We start from the raw sequence: 12,983 nt of genomic DNA, 5'->3' as shown, positions 1-12,983 counted from the left end.
GGCTAGCTGCCCCATGTCGTCGCAAGAACCTCGTGCCGGATGTCACGGCACGGGGTCTGCCACGGCAGGACAAGGTGAAACGTGGGGGGACGGGCCAGTTCCGGGTATTGACGAACGCTCTGGCACGGTTTGTGCGCCATGAATCTGTCGTCACCAGAGCACACCCGCCAGGCAGGTCTCAATAGGAGATGTACGGCACCGTAGTGTTGACCAGCCGGCACCCGAATCGGCCGAAGGTCCGTTATACTGGTGCGTTATCTATAGTCTGCGCACCCCGTACAGTTGATGCGCATCCCCATAATCGTTTGTAACACCCTGAAAAACGGGTGACTGACAGCCGCGCCAGCCGTGCACCGAAGGACTTTACCCGTGATTCAGAAACTCCGCAACATTGCCATCATCGCCCACGTCGACCATGGCAAGACCACTCTGGTAGACAAGCTCCTGCAGCAGTCCGGCACGCTGGACATGCGCAAGGAGCAGACCGAACGAATGATGGACTCCAACGCGATCGAGAAGGAACGCGGCATCACCATTCTGTCCAAGAACACGGCCATTCGCTGGAACGACTACCGCATCAACATCGTCGACACCCCGGGCCACGCCGATTTCGGTGGCGAGGTTGAACGTGTACTGAGTATGGTCGATTCGGTTCTGCTGCTGGTCGATGCCGCCGAAGGTCCGATGCCACAGACGCGCTTTGTCACCCAGAAGGCATTCGCCATGGGTTTCCGACCCATCGTCGTCATCAACAAGATCGACCGCGAAGGCGCGCGCCCGGACTGGGCTCTGGATCAGACCTTCGAGCTGTTCGACAACCTGGGCGCCACTGACGAGCAACTGGATTTTCCGGTGGTCTATGCCTCGGCGGTCAACGGCTATGCGGGCCTGGAACCCACCGTTACCGAAGGCGACATGACACCGCTGTTCGAGACCATCATCGAGGAAGTGCCGGCTCCTGATGTCGATACGGACGGCCCTCTGCAGATGCGCATCAGTTCACTGGACTACAACAGCTACGTAGGTGTCATCGGTATCGCGCGCATCCAGCGTGGCCAGCTGCGCCCCAACCAGCAGGTGCGCGTGGTCAGTGCCGACGCCAGTCAGCGCTCGGCAAAGGTGCTGCAGGTACTGGGCTTCCATGGCCTGGAACGCGTCCCGACCGAACTGGCACAGGCTGGCGACATCGTCTGCATCACGGGTATCGACAAGCTGAACATCTCCGACACACTGTGTGATCCGGCCCATGTCGAAGCCATGACGCCCCTGACCGTGGATGAACCCACCATCAGCATGATGTTCCAGCCCAACAGCTCACCGTTCGCCGGCAAGGAAGGCAAGTACGTCACCAGCCGCAACATCTGGGATCGCCTGCAGACAGAACTGCTGCACAACGTTGCGTTGCGCGTTGAACGCACCGAACAGGGTGAAACCTTCAAAGTCTCCGGTCGCGGCGAACTGCATCTGTCCGTACTGATCGAGAACATGCGTCGCGAAGGCTACGAAATCGGTGTGGGTCGCCCCATCGTCATCACGCGCAAGGGCGAAGACGGCAAGACCGAAGAGCCCTATGAGCAGATCACCATTGATGTGGAAGAACAGCATCAGGGTGCCATCATGGAGAAGATGGGGGAGCGTCGTGCCGAGCTGAAGGACATGGTTCCCGATGGCAAGGGTCGCGTCCGTCTGGACTACGTTGCCCCGGCTCGCGGCATGATCGGCTTTCGCACCGAATTCCTGACAGCAACCTCCGGTACCGGCCTGATCTACTCGGTGTTCGATCATTACGGCCCACAGCTGAATCTGAATATCGGCTCACGTCGCAATGGCGTGATGATTTCCAACGGCACGGGCAAGGCATCGGGCTTCGCTCTGTGGAACCTGCAGGAACGCGGCAAGTTGATCGTCGACGCCAATGTGCAGGTCTACGAAGGCCAGGTCATCGGCATTCACTCGCGTGACAACGACCTGACCGTCAACTGCCTGAAGGGCAAGCAACTGACCAACGTACGGGCGTCAGGTACGGATGAGAACATCCAGCTCACGCCATTCATCGACATGAGCCTGGAACAGGCGCTCGAATTCATCGATGACGATGAACTGGTGGAAGTCACGCCGGAATCGATCCGGGTACGCAAGAAACATCTGACCGAGAATGATCGAAAGCGCGTCTCACGCCAGCCCAAGGCCAGCTGAGTTCTCGCCTGCGATCCGGAGCTGGCTGCTGGCCAGCCCCGGACCACTCGCCCCTGCTCTGCGCAACTGATCAGGGGGCGCTTCGAAACGGCCGGGCGCTCCCCCCGAGGATCCCGGCAGATTCGGCAGCACTTTGCATTCAGGGTCATTCTGTCGCCAGATACTCCGAACTCTGCATCTCGAACAAGCGGCTGGCCGCTCGCTCGAATTCGAACGCCAGTCGCGACCCGGTATACAGCTGGTCCGCTCGGGCTTCAGCAGAAACGATCAGCTTGGTATGCCGATCGTAGAATTCATCCACGAGATTCACGAACCGTCGCGCGGCATCATCGGTCCGGCTGTCCATGACCGGTACGTCGCTGATCATGACCGTTCGATAGCGACTGGCGATCTCGATGTAGTCAGCGGTGGACCGCGGCGTATTGCACAAGGTGTCGAAGTCGAACCACGCCAGGTCAGCTGATACCCCCTTCACCGGAATTTCCCGACCATTGAGCGTGATTGCCGTGGCGGTAGAGTCGGCTGTCGTACTCAGTTGGTCGAAGTGCGACTGCATGATCTGCCGTGTACGGGTCGGTGCCCTGCCGTCGGTAAACGGGCTGACCGTGTAGATCGGCTGGGTCTGCAGATGCCGCAGACGGTAATCCGTCACGCCAACCATCTCGAGCACCTCGGTATGATTGCAGATCTGCGCTATCGCGGGTAGAAATCGCGCCCGCTGCAAGCCATCACGATACAGCCCTTCCGGGGCCACATTGGAAGTCGTGACCAGGGTCACGCCGCGCTTGAACAGGGCGGTGAGCAGCCCACCCAACAGCATGGCGTCCGTGATGTCATTGACGTGGATCTCATCCAGCAACAGCAGCCTGGCCCGTGACGCCCAGTCGTCCGCCACCCGATCCAGCGGATCCTCGACCCCTTCCAGGGCGCGCAGATCGGTGTGAATCTGCTGCATGAAGCGGTGGAAATGCAGACGTATCTTGCGCTCCAGCGGCAATGCCTCGAAAAACAGATCGCACAGATGTGTCTTGCCGCGCCCCACTCCGCCCCACAGATACAGTCCACGCACTCCGTGTACCTGATTGTCCGTCGGCTTGATCCAGCGCGCAAACAGGGAACGGGACGGTTCGCGCCAGGCACGTCGCCTGATCAGCTCATCACCAATGGCCTCCAGCCGCAGCATGACGGCTCGCTGCTCTGCATCGGGGGCAAGTATGCCCGCCTGCACCTCCTCTTCATAACGTGAAAGCGGCATGGAATGGCCTAGAAACCCGAGCTGGAGGATCCCGAGGACCGGATGGAACGAATCGCATCCTTCTGACGAATCAGCACATAGTGATGAATGGCGTCAGCTTCCTCGGCACTGAGATTGACGAAGACGCATTGAATACTCTCGTCCGGCTTCCCCGGCAAGGCATCGACATAGCCCGCCACCGGGATCTTGGCCGTCGGCAGATCCAGACTGAATGGATATCGCCGTCCGGCATTCACGATGGCCGGTGGCATGGTGAACCCACTGGCACTGATATCCAGCACCCGACTCAATTTTCCGTCTATCTGCAGAATGATCGGATCATCCGGATCCGGAACCACCTGATAGGCCGTACGTCCACTGACCACGGCCTTGACCGCAATGTCGCTCATCGTCTCATACCTTAACGTCGCAGTCCCGGGGGCACCAGCATGACCAGGCGACTCCTCAGTCTCTGCACATTGTTATCTTCAAGAATCATGGCTGCACCACGATAGGCAATTTCCGTCATGATCAGTTCCCGTAGATGTGACGCACGCAGTCGTCCCAGCAGAATACACATCAGAATTGCAAGACTGACGCCACAGACGAATGGCAGAAACGTGTTGCCCAGCACGGCCGGATCCAGTCTGGAAACATACAGCAGCAGTGATCCCAGTGTGCCGATCAGAACCGCATAGATCGACGCGAACAGAAAGACATCCGTTGTCATCCTGTGTTGCAGATGCTCGTTGGCCAGACGCCTTTCCAGTGCAAAGCGAATGGTCGAGTCATCGGCTGCCTGACCGATCAGGAAGCAGATTTCCTCCACTTGTTCGGAATTGGAACGAATATCGGCAACGCCCAGCAGACCATCTCGTCGGCTGACGTCACAGACCTTGAGCATGGCCCGAATCATCTGCTCCGGCGCCGTGCCACCGCGAACTCCGCGTGTCAGCGCCAGCTGCAGGGCCTGTGCGATATGTGAGGGCGAAAAGGTCAACAGCAGGCTGGCCAGCGCGCCGCCAAACACCACGATGACTGGCTGTACCACGTCCACCAGCTTTTCGGTACCGCTGAGAAACATGGCCAGGCCGATGGTCAGCAAGGCCGCCGCCAGAATCAGCGGGATGACTTGCCAGACTTCAACGCTGTGTTGTTTGCGCACGAATGAATCTTCTGAAGTCGTCAGTGACACGATTAGGGTTGACGTTGTATGAGTAAGGGCTTGTCACCAAGGTGAAAACGTGTTGCCCAAGTGAATAGTCCAAAAAGAGTAGCAGAATATTCAGAAGGTTAAAGTCGGATTTCACTGATCTGGCGGTAGCTCAAGACGGTTGAAAATGCAAAGAAAAGATGCGTTTTCCTGCATTTGCCGGATTGGTTTTCAGCCGGCTTTCAGTTCCATCCAGGGAGGAACTTCACGTCCAGCCTGATCCAGCATCGCATCGCGCTGCCGCGCATCCGGCAGCATGGTGATCAACTGACGCCAGAAAGCCGGCGAATGATTCAGGTGCCGGGTGTGGGCCAACTCATGCAGCAGCACGTAATCCACCAGCTCGGGAGACAGAAACAGCAGCTTGTAATTCAGGCTGATTGTCCCTGTCGAGGAGCAACTGCCCCAACGTGTACGCTGCCCGCGAATCTGGATTCGCTGGTAGGTCAGACCATGACGCTCTGCCAGCATCTCGAGACGCACGCAGAAGTACTGCCTGGCCAGTGCCTTCAGAGCCAGCCGCAGTTCTCCTACCACGGCGGCACGATCAGCGCTGTCGGCCTTGACCCGAAGCTGTCGCGTTCTGCCCAGATTGCCCGCTGTCGGCGCTGCAGCGTGTCTGGCGTCCCTGTCCGAACGTGCCGCATAGGACAACTCCAGTACCAGATCGACCGCCGGCAAGGCCAGCTGCTCCGGCGGCCACTGCCTGAAACGCTCGGGTGTGCGCTGAGCCGCCTCTGCCAGACGTGCCTCGATCCATTGACGGTGCCTGGCAATGAAAGCGGGCACCCGCTGCGGCGAGAAACCCCGTGGGATCGTCACGATGACCCCCTGACCGGATTCCACCCGCAGACTCAGGCGACGTGCCCGTGACGACACCCGGATCCGATAGTCCGGCAAGGACAACGTTGAAGCAGCTTTGCTGGACACGTGAGTGATGGATCAATAACGGTAAACGGGCTGGAACACGATCGGCAGTGTACCGGAACAAGGTCGGCGACGGATTATCTCGGCATGATCACAGCTCATGGCGGCCACGGTCTGCAGTGCATGAGCTACGCTAGGGTCTTCGTTTTCCGAGCCCTCGGCACTCATGTCCCTACTGTCCATCACCAGCATACTGATCACGGTCTCTGCACTGTTTGCCTACGTCAACTACCGAACGCTCAAGCTGCCGAACACGATCGGCATCATGGTGATCTCCCTGATCTTCTCGCTCACACTGGTCCTGCTGGGCAATCTGGGGTTCAGTCAGGCCGAGGAACTGGCCAGCAACGTCATTCGTCAGGTCGATTTCGACGAGACCCTGCTCAATGGCATGCTCGGCTTTCTGCTGTTTGCCGGCGCCATGCACATCAATCTGAGCGAGCTGCTCAAGCACAAATGGACCATCGGCCTGCTGGCTTCAGCCGGAGTCATCAGCAGCATGTTTCTGGTCGCCGGTGGTGCCTACCATGTGTTCCAGTGGTTCGGATTCAGCGTGCCCTTCATCTTCTGCCTGCTATTCGGTTCGCTGATTTCACCCACCGATCCCATCGCCGTCATGGGAATCCTGAAGACGGCGGGTGCCAGCAAATCACTGGAGATCAAGATCGCCGGGGAATCGCTGTTCAATGATGGCGTGGCCATCGTCATCTTTCTCGCCATCTTCGGCATGGCCGTCAATGGTGATGCCTTCGATATGCAGCATATCGGGCTGCTGTTCGTGCAGGAGGCCTTCGGCGGCGCCCTGTTCGGCATCGCCTGCGGCTGGCTGGCTCTGCAGATGCTCAAGCGGGTAGACAACTATCAGGTGGAAGTGCTGTTGACACTGGCTCTGGTTGCCGGTGGCAGCACGGCTGCGGCCGGCTTGCACCTGTCCGCCCCCATTGCCGTGGTCATGGCAGGGCTGATGATCGGCAATCATGGTCGCCGTGACGCCATGAGCAATACCACCGTGCAGCATCTGGACACCTTCTGGGAGCTGATAGACGAGATACTCAATGCCGTCCTGTTTCTGATCATCGGGCTCGAAGTCATGATCCTGAGCCATGACCTGCAAGTCTGGGTAGCCGGCATGGTGATGGCCTTCGTGGTGCTGCTGTCCCGCTTCGTGTCAGTCGGTGGACCGGTTTTCGTCATGCGCAAGCTGGGACGGGATTTCAACCCTCATGCGGTCAAGATTCTGACGTGGGGTGGTTTGCGCGGTGGCATCTCGGTGGCTCTGGCCCTGTCGATACCGGCCAGCCCCGAGCGTGATCTGATCGTATCGGTCACCTATGTCATCGTGCTGATCTCGATCCTGCTGCAAGGCCTGACCATCGGCAGACTGGTCAAGGCCACGGCCGTCAACCCGACCATCGACTGAGTTCAGGCCAGTTCGATCTCCCGCTCCTCCCAATTGGGGACAAGTGTTGCACCGGCGTCTTGCCGACTGCCGGATGCGGGCTGATCACACTCCACGGCGCAGCCACCCGAACTCTCCAGAAGACACTGCATCAGCGCCCGCAGTTCGTCCGGCTTGACCGGCTTGTGCATGACGTGCAAGCCGGTATCGGACACTTCACGAAGCCTGGCCGGGGAAGTGTCACCGGTGACGATGATGGCCGGAACCGGAACTTCCAGTGATTCCCGAACGGCTTCGACTGCATCGACGCCATTGTTGTTATCGCGCAGGCGAAAGTCTGAGATGATCAGGTCCGGTGATGTATCCGTCAGCGCCATGACTTTCAGGGCATCACGTGCAGACTCTGCCAGCATGACTTCACAGCCCCAGCTCTGCAGCAGATGACGCATGCTCTGCAACACCTGCACCTCGTCATCAATGACCAGCACCTGCCTGCCAGCGGCCTGCAGCGGTGACGCTTCCTTGTCTGCCTGGGCACTCAGCTGGGCCGGGTCACCACCCGGTACGATGAGTCTGAACACCGTTCCCTGCCCTTCCACCGACTCCATCTCCAGCGGCATGTCCATCAGTTCGCACAGGCGACGGACAATGGCCAGCCCGAGCCCAAGCCCGTTGTTCCGATCCCGCGACGGGTTGTTGAGCTGGTAATACTCGGAAAACACGTCTTCGGTGGCATCGGGCGGTATACCAATGCCGGTATCGCGCAGGATCACCATCTTGGAGCCTTCCAGATGCTCCTCGCAACGCATGGTGATCATGCCGTGGTTGGTGTACTGAATGGCATTGGACACCAGGTTGCGCAGTACTCGCTCCAGCAGGATGGCATCACAGAAGAAGACATGGGATCTGGCATCGACACTGAACACGATGCCTTTTTCCTCCGCCTGTTGCGCGAATTGCGCTCGCAGACCGTCGAACATGTCGCTGGCCACCAGATGCGACGGATTGAAATCGATGATTTCCGCATCCAGACGTGACACATCCAGCAGGCTGTTGAACAGACCATTCAGTGCTTCTGCCGATTTTCCCATGTCATCGAGGATCTCGATCTTCGATGGTTCCTGTTCTCGCCGCCGCAAGGCGCTCAGGAACAGACCCATGGCGTGCAGTGGTTGCCGCAGATCGTGGCTGGCGGCGGCCAGGAAACGACTCTTGGCGACGATGGCACGCTCGGCAATGCGCTTCTCTCCGGCCAGCCTTTCCATCAGCTCCTGATTCTCGAACTGGGACCGGATGAGCTCGCGATACTGTCTCTGCCCACGTACGGCCAGAAAGAAATTGACCGCCAGAAACATGATGAGCAGCAGGCCTGTCAGCACCAGAGAGTCGTTGCCGGAGAGAATGTGCGTGATGGCCAGTGGCAGGATCAGCGGTATGGAAAAGGACAGAAAGGAAGGCAGATAGACACAGCCCGAGGCGGCACTGACGGCCACCATGCCGGCGAAGATCGTCGAGATGAGCAACAGGTATTCGGTGCTGTACAACTGATAGAACATCAGCGGCCAGACGCCCCAAATCATGCCGGCGGTGAGAGTGCCAAGCCAGAAGAAAGGGCCCCAGACATGCTGTTCGCGGGTACGGCTGTCAGCCTTGAGATAGACGCTGATGACCCAGACACGCAGCAGAGAGGTGACGCCCACGGCGCCGAGCCAGAACAGCAGGGTCGATTGCGGCAGATGCCGCCAGAGAAACAGGGTGATGAACACCGCACAGAAAGTGGCACCTGCCACCAGCACTGGCCCCTGATTGTAGATCAGCCGAATCTGTTCGTGATAAATCTTGCGCTCTAGTTCCATCGAAGCACGTCCATGTATGCCCTTCGAGCCACAGTATGCCACCATGCCAGGCTGGAGTCGTGTTACCGAACTGCTCGGTGTGTATAAATGAGAACGCGTACCGGGCACTGGTGCCATTCCGGCCACAGAACACTGCATGGGCCCCGCTGGAGCATGGAATGTGACGTCGGCTCGCGACTTGGATACCATCACGGGTTCAACCCTTCAAGAACACGCAGAGAAATGACGCAGGAAATCATACTTCACTACAAATCAGCTGACGGTACCGTTCGCACGGTCGATGCCCGGGTTGGCGACAGCGTCATGGATACCGCCGTGCAGAATGACATCGACGAGGTCGTCGCGGAATGTGGTGGCAGCCTGATCTGCGCAACCTGTCATGTCTATCTGGACGAAGCCACGGCGGCCCTGTTCGACGAGCCGGAAGACATGGAACTGGACATGCTGGAAGGCGTGGCCGCTGAACGCCGAGAGCATTCACGTCTCAGCTGCCAGCTGATCGTCAAGCCCGAACTCGACGGTCATACCATCGAAACCCCGGAAAGACAGTAACACACCACCTCCTCCTCACCCCGTTCCCACAGTGCCATCCTGCGCGACACCACAACCATGAGCCAAGTACCGACACCGCAAACCTCCACCGGCATTTCACCTGTTGCCGGCTTCAGTCGAATAGGCGAGGAAAACGCCTTCGCGGTGCTGGCCCGTGCCGGAGAGCTGGCAGCCAGTGGACGCGACATCATCAATCTGGGTATCGGACAGCCCGACTTTCCGACACCGGAGAATATCGTCGAGGCTGCCGTGAAGGCCCTGCGGGACGGGCAACACGGCTATACCCCGGCGGTCGGAATCGCACCGCTGCGCGAAGCTGTCTGCGCCGATCTCGACCGACGTTACAGCGTTACCGTCAGTCCCGACAATGTGATGATCGTGCCCGGTGGCAAGGTCACGATGTATGCGGCAATCGTGATGTTCGGCGAACCCGGTGCCGAGATTCTCTATCCCGACCCCGGCTTTCCGATCTACCGCTCGATGATCGAATTCACAGGCGCCACGCCGATCCCCATCCCCATCAGGGAAAGCAATCAGTTTGCCTTTTCCGCCGAGGAAACCCTGTCACTGATCACGCCGAAGACCCGCCTGCTCATCATCAATTCACCCGCCAATCCCTGCGGTGGAGTGACCCCCCGAGAGGAAATCGACAAACTGGTTGCCGGCCTGGCCGAGCACCCGCAGGTAACCATTCTGTCAGACGAGATCTACGACCAGATGACTTACGATGGTGCCGAACACGTGACATTGCTGGGCTATCCGGAGATTCGTGATCGTCTCATCCTGCTCAACGGCTGGTCCAAGACCTACGCCATGACAGGCTGGCGACTGGGATATTCCATCTGGCCGGATGCCTTGTTCGATTCGGTTCGCAAACTGGCGGTCAATTGCTGGAGTTGCGTCAATGCCGCTGCGCAACATGCCGCACTGGAAGCACTTGTCGGCCCACAGGACGCCGTCGGCCAGATGATGACAGCCTTCGATGAGCGTCGGCGCGTGGTGGTTGACAGGCTCAATGCGCTCGACGGAGTCAGCTGTGTGACCCCCACCGGAGCCTTCTATGCTTTCCCCAACATCACCGAGACCGGCTGGAAGGCAAAACCGCTGGCCAGCGCCCTGCTGGAGGATGCCGGGGTGGCCACGATCGGCGGACCCGACTTCGGCGTACATGGCGAAGGCTATATCCGCCTGTCCTACGCCAATTCACTGGAGAATATCGAACGCGCCATCGAGCGTATCGACACGTTTCTGACGTAAGTCCTGGACACCGTGGGCATGCGTAGCTGCGCTGCCTTGACAATCGCATTACAGGGATAGACTTTCATGGTTCAAACCCCCATGCCGGACATCGCCACGCGTGTCTACGATCACAATTTCAAGCTCGATCCTATAGTTCGCAGCCTGCTCGATACGGACATCTACAAGCTCCTGATGCTGCAAACCATCTGGAAGGAGCGGCGACATGTCCCTGTCACGTTTTCCCTGATCAACCGGACTCAGAGCGTGCGTCTGGCCGACGAGATCGACGAAGCAGAGTTGCGTGCTCAACTGGATCATGCGCGCAGCATTCGCATCACCAAGAAGGAACTGATCTGGCTCACGGGTAACACCTTCTATGGCCGCGAGCGCCTGTTCACCAAGGAATTTCTCAGCTGGCTGCGTCACTATCGCCTGCCGGAATACACGCTGCGCGTGGAGGATGGTCAGTATCTGATCGACTTCGAAGGCGAGTGGGCCGATATCTCGCTGTGGGAGATTCCGGTGCTGTCCATCATCAGCGAGTTGCGCTCCCGTGCCGCGATGCACGGCGTCGGCCGCTTCGAGCTGGATGTCCTGTACGCCCGAGCCAAGGCCAAGTTGTGGGAAAAGGTCCTGCGCCTCGATCAGTTGCCTGACCTGAAGATCGCCGATTTCGGAACACGCCGACGTCACAGCTTCCTGTGGCAGCGCTGGTGCATTGCGGCCATGAAGGAAGGCCTTGGCAAGAAGTTCACCGGTACCAGCAATGTATTGATGGCCATGAATCTGGATCTGGATGCCATCGGTACCAATGCGCATGAGCTGCCCATGGTGGAAGCGGCCCTGTCGAACAACGATGAAGAACTGCGCAAGGCCCCCTATCGTGTACTCAAGCACTGGAGCCGCACCTATGACGGCAATCTGCTGATCGTGCTGCCGGACACCTATGGCACGACGGCCTTTCTGAAGGAAGCGCCGGATTGGGTCGCGGAATGGAGTGGCTTTCGCATCGACTCGAAGGAACCGATCGCCGGCGGTGAAGAACTGATCCAGTGGTGGGTGGAACGCGGCCAGGACCCGGGGGAGAAACTGCTGATATTCTCGGACGGATTGACGGTGGATACGATCGAACAGGTCTACAAGCAATTCAACGGCCGCGTGCGACTCAGCTTCGGCTGGGGCACCCACCTGACCAATGACTTCAGCGACTGCGCAACCGTCAACAACCCGCAGATGAAAGCCATTTCACTGGTTTGCAAGGTCACCCATGCCAATGGCAAGCCGACCGTCAAGCTGTCCGACAATTTCGACAAGGCCACCGGGCCTGCCGACGAGATTGCACGCTATCGCTCCATCTTCGGCGGTGACAACATGGAACAGATTGACGTGCTGGTCTGATCCGATCGCGGGGCGATCACACGCTCCTGCGAGTCGAATCGGCGCCGGCTAGCCGCTCCAGGGTCTGGCCAGCCGGCGTATCAGCCCCAGCATGACAAACAGGAACACCAGCGGGAAAACCAGTGTCTGCATCAGAAACACGACCACCAGCCGGATGGTGCTTTCGCTGATCGATTCGGCCGCGTCGCGATAGCGCTGCAGACGCTGGTCGATATCCATCTGCGCCAGAGCGCTGTTGTAGAGAGCCCGCGCGCGTTCCATCATCGATGCCGGCTCTTCCTGCTGCTCCGCCATCACCTCTTCATTGATCCGGCCTATGGCCTGCTGTGCCTCATCGAGTGTGGCCGAGGCTGCAATGTAATCCGCTTCCAGAAAGGTACGGTACACCCAGTCATTGGCGATGCTGACTGCGGGCATCATGAAGCGCAGCAAAAGCACGAACAGAAACAATCGTTGCGCCAGCCGTCGACCGTTCTGCAGACGAGGAAGCAGTACACACAGGCACAGGAGCAGACCTGTGACCGCCACGGCCAACAATAGCCCTTGCCAGGCACTCATCGACAACAGCACCTTCTGCACGCCCAGTGAACTGCTGGCCAGCATCATGATCCAGGAAAAGCGCTCTACCAGATCGTTGACCGGATCGAGAATTTCCCCCGGCGTCAGATTCAGGCCGATGCCGGCTGGCTGAATCGCGATCTCGGTGCCCTGAGCCACCGAGATCACACCATTGAGTCCGCGGGCCAGTGCATAACCGACCAGTGCTCGCTTGAAGGCGGCATCCACATGCGACTGACCCACGGTATCGGTCACCGGCAGGCAGGCCAGCAGTACGGCCAGTATCGTGCCAGCCAGCAGCAGTCCGGAACTCCCACGCAGCCGCCTGCGCCAGAACGCCGCAGCGACGTCACCTTGCGATGCAGCCTGCGATCCGGACGTCGTGGCTGGCGTTTGCTCTGACATGATCTG

General features: G+C 59.0%; 11 protein-coding genes. 5 read left to right on the top strand and 6 right to left on the bottom strand.

The annotated features are described in order from the left end of the window. The first annotated feature begins 369 nt into the window (after positions 1 to 369). Positions 370 to 2,196, top strand: coding sequence for a translational GTPase TypA (typA, locus tag ACUNV4_RS20665; RefSeq protein WP_430880510.1), 1,827 nt, complete (start codon positions 370 to 372; stop codon positions 2,194 to 2,196). A gap of 145 nt (positions 2,197 to 2,341) precedes the next feature. On the opposite strand, the gene zapE is transcribed toward typA, so the two are convergent. The 4 genes from zapE to ACUNV4_RS20645 form a co-directional block, all read right to left on the bottom strand. After that, the gene (gene zapE, locus ACUNV4_RS20660; RefSeq protein WP_430880509.1) at positions 2,342 to 3,451 is read right to left on the bottom strand and encodes a cell division protein ZapE; all 1,110 of its coding nucleotides are present in this window, start codon (positions 3,449 to 3,451) and stop codon (positions 2,342 to 2,344) included. 8 nt (positions 3,452 to 3,459) lie between these two features. Beyond that, on the bottom strand, positions 3,460 to 3,840 hold the full coding sequence (locus tag ACUNV4_RS20655) for a hypothetical protein (protein WP_430880508.1): 381 nt from the start codon (positions 3,838 to 3,840) through the stop codon (positions 3,460 to 3,462). An 11-nt stretch (positions 3,841 to 3,851) separates the two neighbouring features. Next, positions 3,852 to 4,595: a hypothetical protein gene (locus tag ACUNV4_RS20650; protein WP_430880507.1), complete on the bottom strand. Its 744-nt coding sequence runs from the start codon at positions 4,593 to 4,595 to the stop codon at positions 3,852 to 3,854. A 219-nt stretch (positions 4,596 to 4,814) separates the two neighbouring features. Beyond that, on the bottom strand, positions 4,815 to 5,573 hold the full coding sequence (locus ACUNV4_RS20645) for a M48 family metallopeptidase (protein ID WP_430880506.1): 759 nt from the start codon (positions 5,571 to 5,573) through the stop codon (positions 4,815 to 4,817). 163 nt (positions 5,574 to 5,736) lie between these two features. Between ACUNV4_RS20645 and ACUNV4_RS20640 the strand changes: the two genes are divergently transcribed. Then, positions 5,737 to 6,990 carry a cation:proton antiporter gene (locus ACUNV4_RS20640; protein ID WP_430880505.1) on the top strand — a complete coding sequence of 418 codons (1,254 nt, stop codon included), beginning with the start codon at positions 5,737 to 5,739 and terminating at the stop codon, positions 6,988 to 6,990. Between the two features lie 2 nt (positions 6,991 to 6,992). On the opposite strand, the gene ACUNV4_RS20635 is transcribed toward ACUNV4_RS20640, so the two are convergent. Continuing rightward, positions 6,993 to 8,825 (bottom strand): ATP-binding response regulator, encoded by a 1,833-nt coding sequence (locus ACUNV4_RS20635; RefSeq protein ID WP_430880504.1) that lies wholly within the window; start codon positions 8,823 to 8,825, stop codon positions 6,993 to 6,995. 222 nt (positions 8,826 to 9,047) lie between these two features. Here ACUNV4_RS20635 and ACUNV4_RS20630 point away from each other — a divergent pair, with 222 nt between their 5' ends. The 3 genes from ACUNV4_RS20630 (at position 9,048) to ACUNV4_RS20620 (ending at position 12,014) form a co-directional block, all read left to right on the top strand. After that, positions 9,048 to 9,377, top strand: a complete 330-nt coding sequence (locus tag ACUNV4_RS20630; protein WP_430880503.1) for a 2Fe-2S iron-sulfur cluster-binding protein — start codon at positions 9,048 to 9,050, stop codon at positions 9,375 to 9,377. Positions 9,378 to 9,434: 57 nt separating this feature from the next. Continuing rightward, positions 9,435 to 10,634, top strand: coding sequence for a pyridoxal phosphate-dependent aminotransferase (locus tag ACUNV4_RS20625; RefSeq protein ID WP_430880502.1), 1,200 nt, complete (start codon positions 9,435 to 9,437; stop codon positions 10,632 to 10,634). A gap of 66 nt (positions 10,635 to 10,700) precedes the next feature. Continuing rightward, a complete protein-coding gene (locus tag ACUNV4_RS20620; RefSeq protein ID WP_430880501.1) occupies positions 10,701 to 12,014 on the top strand; it encodes a nicotinate phosphoribosyltransferase in 1,314 nt (437 codons plus the stop codon). A gap of 48 nt (positions 12,015 to 12,062) precedes the next feature. On the opposite strand, the gene ACUNV4_RS20615 is transcribed toward ACUNV4_RS20620, so the two are convergent. Beyond that, positions 12,063 to 12,977: a hypothetical protein gene (locus ACUNV4_RS20615; RefSeq protein WP_430880500.1), complete on the bottom strand. Its 915-nt coding sequence runs from the start codon at positions 12,975 to 12,977 to the stop codon at positions 12,063 to 12,065. Positions 12,978 to 12,983: the final 6 nt, after the last annotated feature.

The sequence above is a fragment of the Granulosicoccus sp. 3-233 genome (assembly GCF_052681095.1).
Note: the sequence above shows the minus strand (reverse complement) of the source record. Positions and strands in the feature narration are given on the sequence as shown.

Bases quoted from the DNA above. Each gene is read 5' to 3' on its own strand.
- ACUNV4_RS20640 (WP_430880505.1), top strand. From the start codon at position 5,737: ATGTCCCTACTGTCCATCACCAGCATACTGATCACGGTCTCTGCACTG.
- ACUNV4_RS20635 (WP_430880504.1), bottom strand. From the start codon at position 8,825: ATGGAACTAGAGCGCAAGATTTATCACGAACAGATTCGGCTGATCTAC.
- ACUNV4_RS20620 (WP_430880501.1), top strand. From the start codon at position 10,701: ATGGTTCAAACCCCCATGCCGGACATCGCCACGCGTGTCTACGATCAC.
- zapE (WP_430880509.1), bottom strand. From the start codon at position 3,451: ATGCCGCTTTCACGTTATGAAGAGGAGGTGCAGGCGGGCATACTTGCC.
- ACUNV4_RS20630 (WP_430880503.1), top strand. From the start codon at position 9,048: ATGACGCAGGAAATCATACTTCACTACAAATCAGCTGACGGTACCGTT.
- ACUNV4_RS20625 (WP_430880502.1), top strand. From the start codon at position 9,435: ATGAGCCAAGTACCGACACCGCAAACCTCCACCGGCATTTCACCTGTT.
- ACUNV4_RS20615 (WP_430880500.1), bottom strand. From the start codon at position 12,977: ATGTCAGAGCAAACGCCAGCCACGACGTCCGGATCGCAGGCTGCATCG.
- ACUNV4_RS20655 (WP_430880508.1), bottom strand. From the start codon at position 3,840: ATGAGCGACATTGCGGTCAAGGCCGTGGTCAGTGGACGTACGGCCTAT.